This is a genomic window from Amycolatopsis sp. A133 (genome assembly GCF_031082405.1).
Classification (GTDB): domain Bacteria; phylum Actinomycetota; class Actinomycetes; order Mycobacteriales; family Pseudonocardiaceae; genus Amycolatopsis.
On record NZ_JAVHJU010000017.1, the window covers coordinates 210,160 to 229,087 of the forward strand.

Annotated in this window: 18 protein-coding genes; 12 read left to right on the top strand and 6 right to left on the bottom strand. The window is 72.1% G+C overall.

Annotated features, from left to right (window positions below; genetic code table 11):
• Nucleotides 1–120 precede the first annotated feature (120 nt).
• Entirely contained in the window at nucleotides 121–2,538 is a 2,418-nt protein-coding gene (gene pcrA, locus Q5425_RS16410; RefSeq protein ID WP_308673084.1) for a DNA helicase PcrA, read from the bottom strand.
• A gap of 200 nt (nucleotides 2,539–2,738) precedes the next feature.
• Between pcrA and Q5425_RS16415 the strand changes: the two genes are divergently transcribed.
• The 7 genes from Q5425_RS16415 to Q5425_RS16445 all read left to right on the top strand — a co-directional run bounded on the left by Q5425_RS16415 (nucleotide 2,739) and on the right by Q5425_RS16445 (nucleotide 9,979).
• The gene (locus Q5425_RS16415; protein WP_308673085.1) at nucleotides 2,739–3,164 is read left to right on the top strand and encodes a DUF1707 domain-containing protein; all 426 of its coding nucleotides are present in this window, start codon (nucleotides 2,739–2,741) and stop codon (nucleotides 3,162–3,164) included.
• Nucleotides 3,165–3,325: 161 nt separating this feature from the next.
• On the top strand, nucleotides 3,326–3,622 hold the full coding sequence (locus tag Q5425_RS16420) for a chorismate mutase (protein ID WP_308673086.1): 297 nt from the start codon (nucleotides 3,326–3,328) through the stop codon (nucleotides 3,620–3,622).
• Between the two features lie 64 nt (nucleotides 3,623–3,686).
• Nucleotides 3,687–4,001, top strand: a complete 315-nt coding sequence (locus Q5425_RS16425) for a hypothetical protein (RefSeq protein WP_308673087.1) — start codon at nucleotides 3,687–3,689, stop codon at nucleotides 3,999–4,001.
• A 334-nt stretch (nucleotides 4,002–4,335) separates the two neighbouring features.
• The gene (locus tag Q5425_RS16430; protein ID WP_308673088.1) at nucleotides 4,336–5,856 is read left to right on the top strand and encodes a hypothetical protein; all 1,521 of its coding nucleotides are present in this window, start codon (nucleotides 4,336–4,338) and stop codon (nucleotides 5,854–5,856) included.
• A 259-nt stretch (nucleotides 5,857–6,115) separates the two neighbouring features.
• On the top strand, nucleotides 6,116–6,970 hold the full coding sequence (locus Q5425_RS16435) for a hypothetical protein (protein ID WP_308673089.1): 855 nt from the start codon (nucleotides 6,116–6,118) through the stop codon (nucleotides 6,968–6,970).
• Between the two features lie 215 nt (nucleotides 6,971–7,185).
• Nucleotides 7,186–8,817: a protein kinase domain-containing protein gene (locus Q5425_RS16440; protein ID WP_308673090.1), complete on the top strand. Its 1,632-nt coding sequence runs from the start codon at nucleotides 7,186–7,188 to the stop codon at nucleotides 8,815–8,817.
• A gap of 16 nt (nucleotides 8,818–8,833) precedes the next feature.
• Nucleotides 8,834–9,979 (top strand): serine/threonine-protein kinase, encoded by a 1,146-nt coding sequence (locus Q5425_RS16445; protein WP_308673091.1) that lies wholly within the window; start codon nucleotides 8,834–8,836, stop codon nucleotides 9,977–9,979.
• Here the strand turns inward: Q5425_RS16445 and Q5425_RS16450 are convergent.
• Nucleotides 9,976–10,878 (bottom strand): LysR family transcriptional regulator, encoded by a 903-nt coding sequence (locus Q5425_RS16450; protein WP_308673092.1) that lies wholly within the window; start codon nucleotides 10,876–10,878, stop codon nucleotides 9,976–9,978. The two genes, Q5425_RS16445 and Q5425_RS16450, sit on opposite strands and share 4 nt — an antisense overlap.
• Nucleotides 10,879–10,982: 104 nt before the next feature.
• Here Q5425_RS16450 and Q5425_RS16455 point away from each other — a divergent pair, with 104 nt between their 5' ends.
• Both Q5425_RS16455 and Q5425_RS16460 read left to right on the top strand, forming a co-directional pair.
• A complete protein-coding gene (locus tag Q5425_RS16455; RefSeq protein WP_308673093.1) occupies nucleotides 10,983–11,951 on the top strand; it encodes a DMT family transporter in 969 nt (322 codons plus the stop codon).
• 215 nt (nucleotides 11,952–12,166) lie between these two features.
• Nucleotides 12,167–12,433: a hypothetical protein gene (locus tag Q5425_RS16460; protein WP_308673094.1), complete on the top strand. Its 267-nt coding sequence runs from the start codon at nucleotides 12,167–12,169 to the stop codon at nucleotides 12,431–12,433.
• On the opposite strand, the gene Q5425_RS16465 is transcribed toward Q5425_RS16460, so the two are convergent.
• Together Q5425_RS16465 and Q5425_RS16470 are read right to left on the bottom strand one after the other, a co-directional pair.
• Nucleotides 12,391–13,071 carry a response regulator transcription factor gene (locus Q5425_RS16465; RefSeq protein ID WP_125307407.1) on the bottom strand — a complete coding sequence of 227 codons (681 nt, stop codon included), beginning with the start codon at nucleotides 13,069–13,071 and terminating at the stop codon, nucleotides 12,391–12,393. The two genes, Q5425_RS16460 and Q5425_RS16465, sit on opposite strands and share 43 nt — an antisense overlap.
• A 7-nt stretch (nucleotides 13,072–13,078) precedes the next feature.
• Nucleotides 13,079–14,386, bottom strand: a complete 1,308-nt coding sequence (locus tag Q5425_RS16470) for a PspC domain-containing protein (protein WP_308673120.1) — start codon at nucleotides 14,384–14,386, stop codon at nucleotides 13,079–13,081.
• Nucleotides 14,387–14,506: 120 nt separating this feature from the next.
• Between Q5425_RS16470 and Q5425_RS16475 the strand changes: the two genes are divergently transcribed.
• Nucleotides 14,507–15,790: a PspC domain-containing protein gene (locus tag Q5425_RS16475; protein WP_308673095.1), complete on the top strand. Its 1,284-nt coding sequence runs from the start codon at nucleotides 14,507–14,509 to the stop codon at nucleotides 15,788–15,790.
• The gene (locus Q5425_RS16480; protein WP_308673096.1) at nucleotides 15,783–16,025 is read left to right on the top strand and encodes a hypothetical protein; all 243 of its coding nucleotides are present in this window, start codon (nucleotides 15,783–15,785) and stop codon (nucleotides 16,023–16,025) included. Before Q5425_RS16475 ends, Q5425_RS16480 begins: the two co-directional genes overlap by 8 nt.
• A gap of 64 nt (nucleotides 16,026–16,089) precedes the next feature.
• On the opposite strand, the gene guaA is transcribed toward Q5425_RS16480, so the two are convergent.
• Nucleotides 16,090–17,646 carry a glutamine-hydrolyzing GMP synthase gene (gene guaA / locus Q5425_RS16485; RefSeq protein WP_308673097.1) on the bottom strand — a complete coding sequence of 519 codons (1,557 nt, stop codon included), beginning with the start codon at nucleotides 17,644–17,646 and terminating at the stop codon, nucleotides 16,090–16,092.
• A gap of 108 nt (nucleotides 17,647–17,754) precedes the next feature.
• On the opposite strand from guaA, the gene Q5425_RS16490 reads away from it, so the two are divergent.
• A complete protein-coding gene (locus tag Q5425_RS16490; RefSeq protein WP_308673098.1) occupies nucleotides 17,755–18,303 on the top strand; it encodes a DinB family protein in 549 nt (182 codons plus the stop codon).
• A gap of 32 nt (nucleotides 18,304–18,335) precedes the next feature.
• On the opposite strand, the gene Q5425_RS16495 is transcribed toward Q5425_RS16490, so the two are convergent.
• The gene (locus Q5425_RS16495) at nucleotides 18,336–18,926 is read right to left on the bottom strand and encodes a rhomboid family intramembrane serine protease (RefSeq protein WP_308673099.1); all 591 of its coding nucleotides are present in this window, start codon (nucleotides 18,924–18,926) and stop codon (nucleotides 18,336–18,338) included.
• Nucleotides 18,927–18,928: the final 2 nt, after the last annotated feature.

The window sequence follows — 18,928 nt, forward strand, 5'->3', positions numbered from 1 at the left end:
CACCACACTACCCCCTCCATCGAACCTTTGTTCGATTGCAGGGTCAGTTGTACCGGGTGGGTACGACGATTCCGGCGGCGATCGCCGGGATCGCCGCCGGATTCACTCGGACGGGTAACGCTAGAGCTTGACCATGGGGACGCTGCCGATCAGCATCAGGCGGACCTTGCCCGCCGCGCCGAAGTCGATCGTGGCCGTCGCGCGCGGGCCGACGCCGTCGCACGAGATCACCGTGCCGAGGCCGTACTTGTCGTGGCTGACGCGGTCGCCGACGTCCAGCTTCAGCGCCACCGTGTCCTTCCAGCCCTTGCCGAACGACGGCGTGCCCGAGGAAGACGGCGAAGACGTCCGGCGGCCGCCCCAGGTGGTCGCCGCCCGCGGGGTGCCGCGCGAACCGGACCCGAACGAGCCGAAGCCGCCGCTCGACGGCTCCAGCCGCCGCCAGTCGACGAGGTCCGGCGGCAGCTCGTCGAGGAACCGGGAAGCCGGATTCATCGACGGCTGGCCCCACGCCGAGCGCGTGATCGCGCGCGAGACGTACAACCGCTTCCTGGCGCGGGTGATCGCGACGTACGCCAGCCGCCGTTCCTCGGCCAGTTCCGTCGGGTCACCCAGCGCGCGCATGTGCGGGAAGACGCCGTCCTCCCAGCCGGTGCAGAACACCACCGGGTACTCCAGGCCCTTCGCGGTGTGCACGGTCATCAGCGTGACCACGCCCGCGCCGCCGTCGCCTTCCTCGCCGCCGTCGGGCGACGGCACCGAGTCGGCGTCCGCGACCAGCGAGACGCGCTCGAGGAACGCCGGCAGCGAGCCCGGCGCCGGGACGCCCTCCTCCACGACCAGCTCGGCGTTCTCGTCCGCGACGACCTCGGCGGTGATCTCGGTGAACTCCCGCGCCACGGTGACGAGCTCGTCCAGGTTCTCCACGCGCGTGTGGTCCTGCGGGTCGTCCGACTCCTCGAGCTCGCCGCGGTAGCCGGTCTTGTCCAGCACGGCTGCCAGCACGTCGTGCACTTCCGCGCCGTCCGAGACCAGCGCACCCAGCTCGTCGAGCAGCGCCACGAACCCGCCGATCGCCTTGACCGAGCGCGGGTTCAGCAGCGGCACCTTGCCCTCGACGGCGTCCCGCAGCGCCTGCGCGAACGAGATCCGCTCGCGCTCGGCGTGCGTCGCCACGACGGCTTCCGCGCGGTCGCCGATGCCGCGCTTGGGCACGTTCAGCACGCGCCGCAGGCTGACCGTGTCCTCGGGGTTCGCCAGCACCCGCAGGTACGCGATCATGTCGCGGACTTCGCGGCGCTCGTAGAACCGCACGCCGCCGACGACCTTGTAGGGCAGGCCGAGCCGGATGAAGATCTCTTCGAAGACGCGGGACTGGTTGTTGGTGCGGTAGAAGACGGCGACGTCGGAGTAGTCGGCTTCGCCCTTTTCGGCCAGCGCGTCGATTTCGCCCGCGACGAACGCGGCTTCGTCGTGGTCGTTGTCCGCGACGTAGCCGACGATCTTCTCGCCGTCGCCCGAGTCGGTCCACAGCCGCTTCGCCCTGCGGTTCGGGTTCCGTTCGATGACGGCGTTGGCCGCGGACAGGATCGTCTGCGTGGAGCGGTAGTTCTGCTCCAGCAGGATGGTGTGCGCGTTCGGGAAGTCCCGCTCGAACTCCTCGATGTTGCGGATAGTCGCGCCGCGGAAGGCGTAGATCGACTGGTCCGCGTCGCCCACCACGACCAGCTCGGCCGGCTCGACACCCGAATCGTTCGGCGCGGTCCCGGCCAGCTCGCGGACCAGGGTGTACTGCGCGTGGTTCGTGTCCTGGTACTCGTCGACCAGCACGTGGCGGAACCGCCGCCGGTAGTACTCGGCGACGTCCGGGAACGCCTGCAGCAGCGAAACCGTGCGCATGATGAGGTCGTCGAAGTCGAAGGCGTTGGCCTGGTTCAGCCGCCGCTGGTACTCGACGTAGACCTCGGCGACGCGGCGCTCGAGGTCGTTGCCCGCGTTCGCCGCCGCGGTCTCCGGGTCGGTGAGCTCGTTCTTCAGGTTGGAGATGTGCACGGCGAGCGTGCGGGCGGCGTACCGCTTCGGATCGATGTCGAGGTCCCGCGCCACCAGGGTGATCAGCCGCTTGGTGTCGTCGGAGTCGTAGATGGAGAAACTCGACGACATGTCCAGCGTTTTGGCTTCACGGCGCAGGATCCGCACGCACATCGAGTGGAACGTCGACACCCACATCGCGTTCGCGCGGCGCCCGACGAGCGCGGCGACGCGCTCGCGCATCTCCGCGGCCGCTTTGTTGGTGAAGGTGATCGCCATGATTTCGCCGGGGTGCACCCGGCGCTGGCCGAGCAGGTAGGCGATCCGGCGGGTCAGCACCCGGGTCTTGCCCGATCCCGCACCCGCCACCACCAGCAGCGGGCCACCGGCGTGGGTGACGGCTTCGCGCTGGGCGGGGTTCAGGTCGTCGAGCAGCTCGGCCTGCCCGCCGGCGGCGGCGGGCTTGCGCACAGGGGTCGCGGCGGGGAGATCGAAGAGGGTGTCCATCGTGCGTCCACGCTACCCCGGGTGGGTGGGAGTGCGGCACAGCGTGCCGACGCGGGAGGTGCGGTGGCGCGGAGTCCGGTGGTGGGTGGGTGAAGCGGCCGGGCCCGGGTGCCGGCGAGCGGCTACGGCGCCGGGCGTAGGCCGGGATGCCGCCTGCCGTCCGACGCGCGCGGGGTCCGGCGCGCGGAGCATCGACGGACATGGAAGACACCAGCCCCGCCCGCATCCGGGCCGCCGACGCCGACCGCGAACGCGTCGCCACCACCGTCCAGACCGCCGGCGCCGAAGGCCGGCTCACCCTCGACGAGGTCGAAGAGCGCCTCAGCCGCGTCTACGCCGCGCGGTTCACCGACGAACTGGCGGCGCTCACCACCGACCTCCCGCGGCCCGCGCCGCCGCGGCCCGGTTTCCCGCTCACCCGCGAGGCGCTGCGGCGGCATCCCGCGCTGCGCGTCCACCTCGCCGTGGTGGTCGCGATCGCGGTGCTGGCGATCGTCCGCTGGGCGGTGCTGGGCGCCGGGTTCTTCTGGCCGGCGTTCCCGATGTTCTGGCTCGCGGTGAGCCTCTTGGTTCATGCTCGGGTGCGGTCGTTCCGGGAGCGCATCGGTGGCGCTGTGCCATACTGAGCGCATGCGGCGCCACGCAGAGCGATTTTTTTACGGGACCCGGACTCCGGCTCCCGTGATCGCGTAGTGCCCGAACCGCCATCACGCCAGCCCCGGAGTCCACGGACCCGGGGCTGTCGCCATCCCTGGGGCCGGATCCGGGCTTCGAGGAAGAGGTCCCGATGAACGCACACGCGACGAACGCCGACGGCCAGCCCGCCGAGCACACCCCCGCGGGCGACGACATCGCGTCGCTCCGGGAGGAGATCGACTGGCTCGACCAGGAGATCCTGCGGTTGGTGAAACGCCGGGTCGAGGTGTCCAAGACGATCGGGGCCGCGCGGATGGCCGCCGGCGGGACGCGCATCGTCTACAACCGCGAGATGGACGTGCTCGCGCGCTACCGCGAGCTCGGCCCGGACGGCCGTCAGCTGGCCATGGCGCTGCTGAACCTGGGCCGCGGGCGGCTCGGCCGGTAACGGTTGCCCGAATTCCGGGTCTTCCCCGAGGCACCCGCGGGCCCGGTACGGGCAGACTGGGGTCATGGACTGGCTCGTGAACCTCATCGCCGTCATCGTCGCGCTCGGGAGCGTGCTGGCCGCGCTGGGCCATGTGGGGTATCTGGCGCTGCTCAACAACGCCGCGGGTAAGCGCGCCGGGGGTGCGCCGGTCGCGCAGTACGTCCGCGGCCGGTGGGCGGTGGCCGGCGGTACGACCGCGGCTTCGCTATTCGCCTGGTTGCTCACGGCCGGGGGACCGACGCTGGACGTCTTCGCGATCATCGTCGCCGCCGGTAGCGGCGTGGTGGCGACGAAGGCGCTGCAATCCACGCGGGACCGTTACCGCACGGGAGGCTGAAACCCCTGATCAGGGGCGATGGCGCTGGGTGAAACTGCACAGCGTCACCATCGCCCGTTCGGTCGCGCCCGACCGAGTGAAACCGCTGCAACTTGCAGGTTTGGGGGCGACTTTCTCCACCGGATGCTCCTAGGGTTGGCGTCGTGAGGACCCTTGCGTCTGGGTCGGGCGATGCCCGGAGGACGCGCGGGGGCATCGGCCCCGCGCGCCTGTCGTCGCGTGCGCGTGCATTTGCGCAGGATTCCGAACAGGATTCCGCGCGTGAGGGTGCTCCGATCGGGTCGTCCCGCCGCCGGACGGCGTCAGGACCGTTCCGCCGGGTGGTCGAGCCCACATGAGCCACGGCACGGAATTCCACGGACGCGCCGGCGCACCCGCGCATCCGGGGCGGCACCGGCGCGGCGGCGCGGAGAGCTGGACGCCGCCCCTGCCGCAGCACCGCCCCGTGCGGCACCACGCGGCCGGCCGGGCGCCTGCCGAAACCCCGGTTCCCGGTTCCCGCCCTTTTTGGCCCCGTCCCGCCGGACTGGCGCCGGTCGAACCGGCGGGGTCCGGTTACGCCTTCCTGCCGGGCCACTCCGCCGAGACCGGACCGCTGCCGCAGCACCACCCCCTGCAGCGCCGGGCCGCACCGGCCGGCCCGCCGGCGTCCGGATCGGCCCCGCAGCACCACCCCCTGCGGCACTGGGCCGCACCGGCCGATCCGCCGGCGTCCGGGCCGCTCCCGCACCACCATCCCCTGCAGCACTGGGCCGCACCGGCCGATCCGCCGGTGTCCGGGTCGCTGCCGCTGCCCCAGCCGCTATTGCCGCAGCCGCGTGACCGGCGGCCCGCGCCGCCGCTGTTCCCGGCCTCGCACGGCAGCCTTCCCCTCGACGGCTTCGAAGACCATGGCTTCGAAAACGACGGCTTCGAAGACGACGACCCCGAGTCCGCCCTGACCGGGGCGCCGGCCGCCGAGTCGCGCGCCGACCAGGCCGCCCGCCGGACCCGCGTCTCGCTGGCCGCGCCCGAACCGCGCGGGGCGGACCTCGACGACGACGTCCTCATCTACTCCGCGCCCCCGATCGACGGGCTGGGCGGCTTCACCATCGGCTCGGTGCCCGCGTCGGTGACGCCGCCGAAGACGTGGCGGAAGGCGGCGTGGTTCGCCACCGGCGCGTCCGGCGCCGTGGTCGTCGGCCTGCTGTGCGCCGGGTCATTCCTGGTCGGGAAACCGCCGGTGGACCAGGCGGTGCAGGGTGCGTGGCCGGGCTACCAGGGCGTGCCGACGATCGCCGATCCCACCGGCGAACACCGGCCGCCCACGGAAGGCGGCTCCGCGGCGGGACCGGAGACCGTGACCAAGCCGGACAACACCGCCGGGACGACCCGCAGTGGCGGGGGCGCCGGGCCCGTCGAAGGCGTGGCTCCCCCACCGCAGGGCACCACCACCGCACCGGAAACGGTGACGACCGGTCCGGCCGGACCGGGCCGGCCGAGCGCGCAGCCGCGGAAGCCGCCGGTCACGCCCGCCCAGCGCGAAACCCCGGTCCAGCCGCCGTGGTGGTACTCCTTCCCGCCGGACGCCCAGACCATGGGGGACAACTCGGAGAAGTTCTTCAACACCGTCACCACCGACCCGTCCGCGGCTTCGTCGGTGACCACCGGCCGGCTGCACGACCAGGGGCCACAGGCGCTCGCCGAGCGGTACGCCGGCATCGCCTACTTCGAGGTCAAGAAGGTCAGCATCGACCAGCAGCGCGGCGTCACGATCAACACCGTCGAGGTCACCCACACCGACGGCACCAAGACGATCGAGCAGCGCACGCTGACCTTCGGCGACGGCGACAAGATCACTGCTGACGGCCAGTAGCCAATCCTGCACGTGCGGTTCGCCCGTTCTGATGCACGTGCGGTGCGCCGAGCGGTTATCCCTGGTCCGGGTGGGTGACATAAGCTGCCGCTCGTCGTATTGCGACGGCATTCCGGCGACAGAGCCTGGTGATCGACGTCCGCACAGGGTTACCTGACGACAGCGAATCCGGAAACCGGCCACGAGTCGGCCGACCGGACCAACGGACGCCCGGCCGAACGGCCGTGTGGCCGTCCCGGAACCCAGAGCGAGGACTTTCGTGCTTGATCGGCAGCGCACACGGCGTGAGACACCCCACGCCGTCCGCGTCGAGGACGTCATTCCGGCCGAGATCCTGGACGGCGTCGCCGACGCCGACCGCGACCATCTCGAGCAGGTCTTCCGCGACCCGCAGAAGTTCCTGCCGGCCCGGACCGAACCGGCCCGCGAGCCGGCCCACGCCGAAGACGCCGGCGAACCGGAAAGCCGGTTCGCCCGCCGGGCCAAGCTCACCGGGCTGGTCGCCGCGGGCGCGCTCGTCGCCGGCTCGGTGATCGCCGCGCCGATGCTGACCAGCTCCCACCGCGCCGCGTCCTCCGGCGGCCAGTCCACGCCCGCCGGCTTCACCGGCGCCGCGGAGCTCGGCGGCCTCGCCGTGCCGCAGCACCAGGCCGGCGGCAGCGCGCCGGAGCAGCGCGGAACGGTGACGCCGCACCCCGAGGACCCGCCGACGGCGGCCCAGCCGGCGAACGGCACCCCGCGGACCCAGGCGGCACCGGCCGCGGCCACCCCGGTACCGGACAAGGCCGCCGACGCGCGCAGCGCGACCCAGAAGATCCAAGCCGTCAAGAACTTCTACGCCGCCATCGCCCGCGACTCGGCGGGCGCGCTGAAGCTGCTGAGCCCGTCGCTGGTCGACGGCACGGCCGGCGAACTGGTCCGCACCTGGAGCTCGATGGACGCCATCGACGTCCAGGAGGCCGACACGCAGATCAAGCCGGACGGCTCGATCCTGGCGGTCGCGACGCTGCACCGGCCGGACGGCGCGCTGGTGCGCGTCACCCAGCTGTTCCGCGTCGCCGACGCCGGCGGGTTGATCACCGAAGCCGAGCTCGTCTCGGCCCAGTACATGTAGCCCACCGCGATCACCCCTTCACCCCTGGTTCAAGTGCCCGTGCCGATTTCGTGTGCGCAGAGTGAGCGCCTAGCCTTGTCACGGGCCGGTCTCGGAAAAGCCGGCTCAGAGCCCACGACATGTGCATACGCTCCAGCGAAGCGGCATGCTCGTGGCCGCGTCACCAGGCACCGATCCGCACGCCCTGGTGAAGCCGGAGCCCAAAGGGAGGTCGCGTGAGCGACGAGGGTCGTCTGGTCGCCGATCGATACCGCATCGTCGGCCGGATCGGCACGGGCGCGATGGGGGCCGTCTGGCAGGCGCACGACGAGGTCCTGGGCCGCACCGTGGCCATCAAGCAGCTCCTGCTCCAGCCGCACCTGGACGAGCACGACGCCGAGGACGCCCGCCAGCGGACGATGCGCGAGGGCCGGATCGCGGCCCGGCTGCACCACCCCAACGCGATCTCCGTCTTCGACGTCGTCACCGACTCCAGCGGCCAGCCGTGCCTGATCATGGAGTACCTCAACTCCACCAGCCTGGCCGCCGTGCTGCAGGAACGCCGCACGCTGCCGCCGACCGAGGTGGCGCGCATCGGCGCCCAGGTCGCCGCGGCGCTGCGCGAGGCGCACGCGGTCGGCATCGTCCACCGCGACATCAAGCCGGGCAACATCCTGCTCGGCGCCAACGGGGTCGTGAAGATCACCGACTTCGGCATCTCCCGCGCCAAGGACGACGTCACGGTCACCAAGACCGGGATGATCGCCGGCACCCCCGCCTACCTGGCCCCCGAGGTCGCCATCGGCGGCGAGCCCGGGCCGGAGTCCGACGTGTTCTCCCTCGGCTCCACGCTCTACGCGGCGTGCGAGGGCCAGCCGCCGTTCGGGCTGTCCGAGAACACGCTGAGCCTGCTGCACGCGGTCGCGGCCGGGCAGATCAACCCGCCGCGCCAGTCCGGGCCGCTGGCGAGCGTGCTGGCCGTGCTGCTGCACCCGGAAATCGAGCACCGGCCGACCGCCGAAGAGTGCGAGGAGCTGCTCGCGGCCGTCGCGCGCGGCGAGACGCCGCTCGGCGGCCCCGCGGACGAGACCATGATGGCGCCGTCCGCCGGTGTCCTCGGCGCGGCCGCGGTCGCCGACCCGAACGCGACGCAGATGTTCGACGAGATCCCCGCCGGCCACTCGGGCACGCTGCTCGGCGGCGGGGCCCCGACGCAGGCCGTGCCGTACTACGACGAGGACGACTACCCGGAGGCCACCGGCTACCCGGAGGACGACTACGACGGGTACGGCCGCTACGGCGACGACGACCACCACGCGGCCGGGGGTGTGCCGCCCGGGCTGGCCGCGACCCGCGCCGTGCCGGTGCCGCCGCACGAGCGGGGCGGGTACGAGGACGACTACGACGATTACGACGACGAGCCCGCCCCGCCGCCCCCGCCGCGGTCGCGGCCGCAGATGAGCCCGGTCGACGAGGACGACAGCCGGCCCGGCGCGTGGAAGCGCCCGGCGATCATCGGCGGCGTCGTGGTCGTGGGCCTGGTCGCGCTCGTCGTCTGGCTGCTGAGCCCGAACAACCCGGAGGCGCCGGCCGCGCCGGTGTCCAGCCCCAAGCCGTCGCCCGCCGCGACGTCGAACTCGGTGCCGTCGACGACGGACGAGCCGGTCAGCACGGCCGATGTGCCGCCGCCGGTGTCGGAGACGACTTCGTCGTCGAAGCGCGCGACGACCTCGCGGAACACCGAGCCGGCGCAGACCTCGACCCCCAAGTCGACCCCCAAGTCGACACCGCCGGAAACGACTCCTGCCGAAACGACGCCCACCACGCCCATTACGCCCACCACGCCTCCTACTGGAGCCGGTACCTGATGCTCCGAGGTCAGTCTTGAGTTCTGAAGGCACCATCGTCGGCGGCCGGTTCCGGCTGGACCAGCCGATCGGCCGCGGCCGCGCGGGCATCGTGTGGCTGGCGTTCGACACGCGGCTGTTCCGCACCGTCGCGATGAAGCGGATGTACCTGCCGGTCGGCGCGGGCGAACGCGCCGAGCAGGCGCGGGCCGCCGCCATGCAGGAGGGCAAGGACGCCGCCCGGATCGAGCACCCGTGCGCGATCAAGGTGTTCGACGTGCTGCCGGACGGCCAGGACGTCTGGCTGGTGATGGAGTACATCCCGTCGCGCAGCATGGCGACGTTCCTCGCCGAGCACGGCAGGCTCACGCCCGACCAGGCCGCGCAGCTGGGCATTCAGCTCGGGAACGCCTTGGCGGCCATCCACGCGGCCGGGTTCGTGCACCGCACCCTCGAGCCGGGCACCGTGCTGCTGGCGGACGACGGCGGCGTGAAGCTCACCGACATCGGCATCAGCGGCGGCGGCCCCAGCCCGGCGTACGTGGCGCCCGAGGTCTCGCGCGGGCTGCCGGGCACGCCGGCGGCCGACGTCTTCTCCCTCGGCGCGACGCTGTACACCGCCGTGGAGGGCGTGCCGCCGTTCGGGGACGACGGCCAGTCGTCCGAACGCCCGCCGAAGAACTCGGGCGTGCTCACCGAGGCGCTGCGCAAGATGCTGCGCGCGGACCCGACGACCCGGCCGACGATGGCGGACACCGTCCACTCGCTGAAGGCGATCACCGAGGGCCGCGAAACGGCGTTCATCCCGCCGACCGCGCCGGCGATGCCGCCCATGCCCGTCGGCTGGCCGACGGGGCAGGGCGGCCACCCGATGCCGCCCCCAGGGCCGCCGATGCCGCCGTCGGGACCCCAGTTCCAGCAGCAGGTCCAGCCGATGCCGCCGTCAGGTCCTCAGTTCCAGCAGCAGGTCCCGCTGACGCCGCCGCCCGGCTACCCGCTGGGTGCGACGCAGCAGATCCCGCCGGTCCACGCGGCGACGCAGTACGCGCCGCCGCCCGCTCCCGGGCCGCAGCAGGCCGAGGCGTGGAACCTGCCGGTGTCGAAGAAGACGCTCATCACCGTGGCCGCGATCCTCGCGGCGGTGCTGATCGGCATCCTCGTCTCGGAGCTGTTCTTCGTCTAAGCGACCTTGGCGGTCGCCGCGCGCATGGCCTCCAGCAGCGTGCGCACGGCCGGGTGGCCCCAGGCCCGTGACGCCACCGCGGCGTGGATCGCGCGGACCGGCTCCGGGTGGCGGATCCGGCGGACGACCACGCCCGGGTGCTGCGCGCCGAGCCCGAGTTCCGGGATCAGGCCGACGCCGATGCCGGCGGCGACGAACCCCTGCGCCGTCTGGTAGTCCTCGGACTCCACCACGATGTTCGGGGCGAAGCCGGCGGACGCGCAGGCGCCGAACAGGATGTCGCGGCAGATGCCGGGCAGGCCGTCGACGCCGACCCACGGTTCCTCGGCGAACTCCGTCAGGTCCAGCACGCGCTTGCGGGCCAGCGGGTGGGTCTTCGGCAGCACGGCCCGGTACGGGTCGTCGAGCAGGTGGACCAGCTCGATGCCCTTGGCGGGCGGGGTCGTGCGCGGGAAGACGGTGATCGCGACGTCCGCCTCGCCGGATTCGACGTCCAGGATCGGGTCGTCGAGCTCGACCAGCTTGAGGTCGAGGCGCACACCGGGGTGCTCGCGGCGGACCGCGGCGATGGCGGGCGGGACCAGCGACGCGCCGGCCGTCGCGAAGTAGCGGATCGAGACGCGGCCGGTGCGGCCCTCCTTGAGCTCGGTCAGGGCCGCCTCGGCCTTGGCGAGCTCGGCGCTGAGCGTCTCGGCGTGCTCGGACAGCAGCGACCCCGCCGCGGTCGGCCGGACGCCGCGCCCGACGCGTTCGAGCAGTTCGGTGCCGGCCTCGCGTTCCAGCGTGGACAGCTGCTGGCTGATCGCGGACGGCGTGTAGCCGAGGTTGCGGGCCGCGGCGGTGATCGACCCGCTGGTGATGACGGCGCGGAGAACCTGCATGCGGCGGACGTCGAGCATGCCCTGGATCGTACAGCTCGACTTAAGTGTCCCTGCAGTTATTTTCGCTTGTCCTTACGTCTCCTCCGGGCGAAGCTGACGTCGGTTGTCGAAGGAGGACTGGGGTGGGCGAAACGAAAACCCTGCTCAGGATCGGTGCGCTGGCGCTGATGTGGGGCTCGAGTTTCTTCTGGATCAAGCTGGGGCTGGGGATGTTCTCGCCGGTGCAGCTGGTGCTGGCGCGGCTGGTGCTCGGCACCGCCATGTTGCTGGTGCTGTGCCGGCTGCACCGGGCGCGGCTCCCGCGTGACCGCCGGGTGTGGGGCCACCTGGCGGTGGCGGCGTTCTTCCACAACGCGCTGCCGTTCCTGCTGTTCGCGATCGGCGAGACGACGGTCGATTCGGGGATCACCGGCGTGCTGAACTCGACGACGCCGCTGTGGGTGCTGCTCGCGGCACCGCTGATGGGAACGTCGTCGCGGATGACGGGGACCCGGCTGGCGGGGCTGCTCGCCGGCCTCGGCGGGATCCTGCTGATCTTCGCACCGTGGCAGGCATCGGGCCTGCTGAGCTGGGGCGCACTGGGCTGCCTCGCGGCGGCGGCGAGCTACGGCTTCGCGTTCGTCTACGAGGGCAAGTACCTGTCCTCGTCGACGTCTTCGCCGTACGCGACTTCGGCCGGGCAGATGATCCTGGCCAGCGGGATGCTGGTGCTGGCGCTGCCGGCGGGCGGGTTCGCGCCGGTGCACGTTTCCCCGGGGCCGTTGCTCGCGGTCCTGGTACTGGGCATCGGCTCGACGGGCATCGCGTTCGCGCTGAACTACCAGCTGCTGGCGAGCGAAGGCGCGGTGGCGGCATCCGTGGTCGGCTACCTGCTGCCGGTGGTGTCGGTGCTGCTCGGCGCGGTGTTCCTCGGCGAGCAGCTGCACCTGCGGGTGATCGCGGGCATGGTGGTCGTGCTCGGCGGGGTGGCGCTGACGCGCCTCCAGAAGCCGGAGCGGGGGGTCGCGGAAGTGCCCGGTGACCAGGCGGATGGGCTTGGTGACGACACCACCGGGCGGGAGACGCGGCCTCTCGCTCCCCTGGCGGACTGACGGTTCGCGGACGTAACGGCACCGCCGATGGCTTTGCCACTCGCCCGCCGACGAGTGCGGTGGCGCGGAGTCCGGATGGAAGCGGGTGCCGTCGGGATCCTGGCCGGGATGATGGCTGCGGCGCTGTAGATCCTGATCTTGAGCCGCCTGACCCCCAAGGTGATCGTTTTGCCGGAGACCGCGGAGGATCCCGCAACGCAGGTTTTCGCATCAAGGTGGTCAACCTCAGCCGTCGCGCCGAGGTGGACTCCGCGTCGAAGCCCCACCTCGTGACGTCGATCGGGGTCCGGGGCGGCAGGAGCAAGCTGCAGATCTTCGCCCGCCACGAAGTGACCGGCATGGGGAAGATGTTCGAACAGCGCTACCACCACCCGGGCTCCGAGATCGTCACGGGCAGCTTCGTCCACGGTCACGACATGTCGGTGACGCGTGAAGCAGCTCAGACGAGGCGGCGGTCGGAGGCCCAGCGGGAGAGCTCGTAGCGGTTCGAAAGCTGGGTCTTCCGCAGCACGCTGGAAACGTGCGTCTCCACCGTCTTCACCGAAATGAACAGCTCCGACGCGATCTCCTTGTACGCATACCCCCGGGCCAGCAGCCGCAGGACGTCGCGCTCGCGGGGGGTCAGCAGGTCGAGCTCGGGGTCGTTGATCGGGGCCGATCCCGGGCGGTCGGCGAACGCGTCCAGGACGAACCCGGCCAGGCGCGGGGAAAACACCGCGTCGCCGTCCGATACGCGGACCACCGCTCGGACCAGTTCCTTCGACGAGATCGTCTTCGTGACGTACCCGCGGGCGCCGGCGCGGATGACCGCGATGACGTCCTCCGCCGCGTCCGACACCGACAGGGCCAGGAACACCACGTCCGGCAGCTCCGGGCGGACCCGGCGCAGCACCTCGGCGCCGCCGCCGTCGGGCATGTGCACGTCGAGCAGCACCACCTGCGGCTTCGTGCGAGCGATGCCCGCCACGGCCTCGGCGACCGAACCGGCCTCGCCAACAACGCGGACTTCGTCGGTGATCGAGTCGAGCTCGGTGCGGACCCCCGCGCGGAACAGCGCGTGGTCGTCGACGAGGAACACCTTGACCGGTTCACGCTTGCTGTCCGTCACGTCGTCGAGCATAGCCGCCTCACGCTGCTCCCTTGCCCGCTTTCACCGGCATGGCGAGCTGCACCTCGGTGCCCTCGCCCGGCGCGGTGCGGACCTTGCAGGTGCCGCCGTGGCGGGTCATCCGGCCGCGGATCGAGTCGGCGAGCCCGTGGCGGTCGTCCGGGACGAGGTCGGGGTCGAAGCCCTTGCCGCGGTCGCGGACGAACACCGTGACCGCCGTCGGCTCGACCTCGGCGAACACGCTGACCTCCTCGACGCCGGCGTGCTTGGCCGCGTTGACGATCGCCTCCCGGGCCGCCTGGACGAGCGCGACCAGCGATTCGTCCAGCTCGGCGTCGCCGACGACGACCTGGCCGACCGAGATCGCGAAGGTGTCCTCGACTTCGCCGCACGCCGTCGCGAGTGCTTCGGACAACTGGCCGGTGGCTTCCTCGACGTTCTCGGCCGGCTTGCCGTACCCGCCTGCGCCGTACAGCCAGCCGCGCAGCTCGCGCTCCTGGCTGCGGGCCAGCCGCGCGACCTCGCGCGGCTGCTCGCTCTGCTTCTGGATCAACGCGAGCGTCTGCAGCACGGAGTCGTGCAGGTGGGCGGCGATCTCGGCGCGTTCGTCGGTGCGGATGCGGGCCTTGCGCTCGTCGGAAAGGTCCCGGACCAGCCGCAGCCAGAACGGCACGGTCAGCACCGCGACCCCGATCAGGGTGGCGATGACGGCGATCAGCGCGAACTGGACCTGGTCGAGGCTGCCGCTGCGGAGCACGACGACGCCGATGCCGGTGATCACCAGCGCGACGCCGGCGACGATCCGGATGGCGGCCGACCAGCCGCCCCCGCCGAGGAACGCCCCGGCGAAGCCGTCCTTCGCGCCGACCCTCCAGCGGCGGCGCTGCGACTCGTCGGCTTCCCGCCAGACGACCGCGGCACCGAGCATGGCCACGGCCAGCGGCACCGCGACCCAGCCGCTGATGAACCCGGTGAGCGTCCCGCTGGCGACGGCGAGGCCGACGCCGAGCGCGATCAGGCCGAACGCCTGCTGCCGTTCCTTCGGGGTCGTCGCGTCCGCGGCTTCCTCGGACTGCTGCTGGACGAACACCCAGAGGAGGCCGTAGGCGAGCAGCCCGGCACCGTTGAGCGCGGCCAGCAGCGCGAAGGCCGTCCGCACCCAGACGACCGGCACACCGAGGTGGTCGGCGAGCCCACCGGCGACCCCGGCGATCGCCCGCCCGGACCGGCGCCGGAACATCTTGGGCGGGGACGGGTCCGTGGTGGTCGTGATCGCCTGCTCGGCGGTGACGTGGTCGAGGGACTCCTGCACGCCGTCCATGGTCACACGCACCGGTGTGCCGTTCCATCGGGGAAACCCCTGATCCGTTGCCCTGCCCCGAGCCAGGGGAAACCTCAGGGACCATCCCGGATGTCCCGCCGCGGCCGGTACCGCATGCTTCTCGGTATGAGTGGTGCGAGCGAAACCCGGTCGCCGAAGCCGGGTGCGTTGAACGGCTTCGAGGAGACCGTGAAGGACTTCTGGGTCAGCCGGCCGCGGCGGCCGCACGCCGGGCGGAAGCTGGCCGGGGTGGCCGCCGCCATCGGTTACCGGTACGGCATCGATCCCGTCGTCGTGCGGATCGCCCTGGTGGTCACCACGCTCTTCGGTGGCTTCGGGGTGCCCTTCTACCTGCTGGGATGGCTGTTCCTGCCCGGCGAGAGCGACGAGGTCTCCGGCTTCGAAAGCCTCATCGGGCGCGGCCGGTCGTCGGTGTCGCCCGCCTTCGCCGTCGTGCTCATGGTCCTCTCCGTCGTCAGCGCCGGGGGCTCGATCACCGGGTCGTGGTTCGACGGCGGCGGGCTGATCAGCTGCGCCCTCATCGCCACCGCGCTCTACCTGCTGCACCGCAGCCGCGGCCACGAGAACCGCCCCGCGCCGTTCGCCGCGCGGACGTCGTACCCGGCCTTCACCGGAAACGGAGCTTTCACCATGACCGACACCGCCGAGGCGCCGGCGCCGGCGCGCGGCTGGGATCCCCTCGCCGCCGATCCGGCCGGCTGGGACCTGCCCGACGCGCCGACGGCCCAGGAGCCGCGGCCCACCCCGCCGCCGTCGTACGAGGCGCCGCAGCGGCGGCCCCGGTCGAAGGTCGGCTCGGCGACGTTCGCGCTGGCCGTGGTGACCGCCGGCGCCGGGGTACTGGCCGGCCTCAACGGCGCCGGCTGGTTCGACGCGCAGCACATCGTCGGCCTGGTGCTCGGCGTGGTCGGCATCGGCCTGGTCACCGGCGCGTTCGCCGGCGGCGGCCGCAGCCTGATCGGGCTCGCGATCCCGCTGGCGATCGCCGGCCTGGTCCTGACGACGTCGCCGTTCAAGAACTTCGACGTCCGCGGCGGTCTCGGCGACATCACGGAGAGCCCGTCCGCGGTGACCGACCTCAAGCCGCTGTACCAGCACGCGGCGGGCGACATCGACCTCGACCTGACCAAGCTGCCCGCCGGGGCGCCGTACTCGACGACCGTGTCCAACGGCGCGGGCGACACCACGGTCATCGTGCCGGCCGACGCGGACGTCACCTTCGACTGCCGCACCGGCGCGGGCCAGGCGTCGTGCTTCGGCCGCTCGACCGACGGCGTCAGCCAGGGAGCGCTGACCGGGACGGACTACGGCTCCGACGGCCCGGGCGGCCAGAAGATCACCCTGAAGGCGGAAAACAGCGTCGGCAACGTGGAGGTGCGTCGTGCCTGATCAGAACCCTTACGCCTACGACGACCCGGCCGGCACCCAGCCCGCGAAGCGCGGTGGCCTGGACATCTTCACCCTGATCATGGGCATCGCGACGCTGCTGGTGTCGGCGTACGTCCTCTCGGATGGCGCGAGCTGGCTGCCCTCGTTCGACTTCCGCTGGGTGATCGCCGGCGGTGCGGTGTTCGTCGGAGTGCTGCTCCTCGCCGCGTCGTTCGGCAGCAAGCGACGGCGCTGAACGACCGCGAACTCTCGAGGCCCCGGATCCCACGCCGGGGCCTCGAGTCCTGTTCAGGGGCCGGTCACTCCCACTCGATGGTGCCCGGCGGCTTGGACGTCACGTCCAGGACCACCCGGTTGACCTCCGCGACCTCGTTGGTGATGCGGGTCGAGATCCGCTCCAGCACCTCGTAGGGCAGGCGCGTCCAGTCCGCGGTCATCGCGTCCTCCGACGACACCGGCCGCAGGACGATCGGGTGCCCGTAGGTCCGGCCGTCGCCCTGGACGCCGACGCTGCGGACGTCGGCCAGCAGCACCACCGGGCACTGCCAGATGCTGCGGTCCAGCCCGGCCGCGGTCAGCTCCTCGCGGGCGATCAGGTCGGCCGCGCGCAAGGTGTCGAGGCGCTCCTGGTCGACCGCGCCGATGATCCGGATGCCCAGGCCGGGCCCGGGGAACGGCTGGCGCTGCACGATCGTCTCGGGCAGGCCCAGCTCCATGCCGACCCGGCGGACCTCGTCCTTGAACAGCAGCCGCAGCGGCTCGACCAGCTCGAACTGCAGGTCGTCCGGCAGGCCGCCGACGTTGTGGTGGCTCTTGATGTTGGCCGTGCCCTCGCCGCCGCCGGACTCGACGACGTCCGGGTACAGCGTCCCCTGGACCAGGAACCGGTAGTCGCCCGCGGCCTTGAGGTCGCGCTCGGCCTGCTCGAACACCCGGATGAACTCGCGGCCGATGATCTTGCGCTTCTGCTCCGGGTCGGTGACGCCGGCCAGCGCGTCGAGGAAGCGTTCCCGCGCGTCGATGGTGACGAGGTTGACCCCGGTGGCGGAGACGAAGTCCTGCTCGACCTGGGTGCGCTCGCCCGCCCGCAGCAGGCCGTGGTCGACGAACACGCAGGTCAGCCGGTCGCCGATGGCGCGCTGGACGAGCGCGGCCGCGACGGCGGAGTCGACGCCGCCGGACAGTCCGCAGATCGCGCGGCCGTCGCCGATCTGGTCGCTGATCCGCTGGACCTGCTCCTCGACGATCGAGGACGTCGTCCACTGCGGCTCGATCCCGGCGATGTCGCGCAGGAACCGGCGCAGCACCTCCTGGCCGTGCGGCGAGTGCGCGACCTCCGGGTGGTACTGGACCCCGGCGAAGCGGCGTTTGACGTCTTCGAAGCCGGCGACCTCGGCGCCGTCGGAGGACGCGGTGACGACCGAGCCCTCCGGGGCCTTGGTGACGCTGTCGTTGTGGCTCATCCAGGCGGGCTGGTGCGCGGGCAGGCCGGCGTGCAAGACACCGCCGTCACCGGTCACGCGGACCTCGGTGCGGCCGAACTCGCGGACGCCGGTCGGCTCGACGACGCCGCCGAGCGCGCTGGCGAGCAGCTGGTGGCCGTAGCAGATGCCGAACATCGGCACGCCCGCTTCGGTGAGCTTCGGGTCCATGCCCGGCGCACCTTCGGCGTACACGCTCGAAGGGCCGCCGGAGAGGATGATGGCCGCGGGGTTCTTCGCGAGGATCTCTTCGGTGGACGCGCTGTGCGGCACGACCTCCGAGTAGATCTGTGCCTCGCGGACGCGCCGGGCGATCAGCTGCGCGTACTGCGCCCCGAAGTCCACGACGAGAACCGGACCGGTGGGGTTGGGCACCTGAGGACCTCCTGGCGAGAAGCGGGAATCCCCTCCATCGTCCCAGGTGGGCCCGGTCACCCGGATTCAGGGCCGGTGCTGTCCTGAATCGGGCCTACGGTGCGGTGCATGGCTGTGAACTGGACGAAGGAACTGACCGACCAGCTCGACTTCCACTGGAAGGTGCTGGTGCGCCCGAAGCTCGAGGGGCTCACCGACGACGAGTACTTCCGGGAGCCGGTCGCGGGCTGCTGGACCGTGCGGCCGCGGAAGTCGGACGACGAGCCCGGCACAGGTCCGTTCACCATCGACTTCGCCTTCCCCGAGCCGGCCCCGCCGCCGGTCACGACGATCGCGTGGCGGCTCGGCCACATCCTCGTCGGCGTGCTCGGCGCGCGGATCGGGTCGCACTTCGGTGGCGCGCCCATCGGCTACGACAGCTACCCCTACCCCGGGACGGCCGCCGAAGCGCTGTCGGAACTCGACAAGCTCTACGCCCAGTGGGTCGAAGGGGTGGAGTCGCTCGACGAAGAGGCCCTGGCACGCCCGTGCGGACCGGCAGAGGGGCCGTACGCGGAGTACCCGATGGCGACGCTGGTGCTGCACATCCACCGCGAGATGATCCACCACTGCGCCGAAGTCCTCCTGCTGCGCGACCTCTACCGGAGCCGGTCGTGAGCGGTAAGGCGGGTTAGAACCCGCCTTACCACTCACGACCGGCGCGGCAGACTGCAGAAGCCGAGCGCCAGGCCCAGCAGCAGCGGGAGGCCGTGGTTGTCGTGCACCAGCGTGTCCACCACGGCCAGCACCGGCGCGGCGAACGCCAGCACCCGGAACTGCACCGGAAGCTGCACGCCGTAGCGGCGCGACGCCACCATGACCACCGCCGCCAGGCCGCCGATCAGGCCGGAGACGCACATCGAGTTGCCCGCGCCGACCGGGTTGAGCCAGACGTAGCTCATGACCTGGCCGAACAGGCCGCAGCCGAAGTACAGGACGAGCCACCGAGCGCGGCCGGACACGCGCTCGGTGAGCGTGCCGAACACCGCCAGCCAGAGCAGGTTCGAAACCAGGCCGAAGGCCCAGCCGTCCTGGAAGAACATGCCGGTCACCAGGCGGTACCACTCGCCCGCGTTGATGCGGGCCGCGTCGCGGACGACCGCGTCGTACAGCGGCGGGTGCGCGAGCTGGGCGATCCCGCACGCCAGGGTCACCGCGAACACCGCGGCCGTGAGGATCGGGCGGCGCGGTCCCGTGGCGAGTGCCCCGAACGGGTGGCGAGCTGCGGCGCGAGTGGTCATGA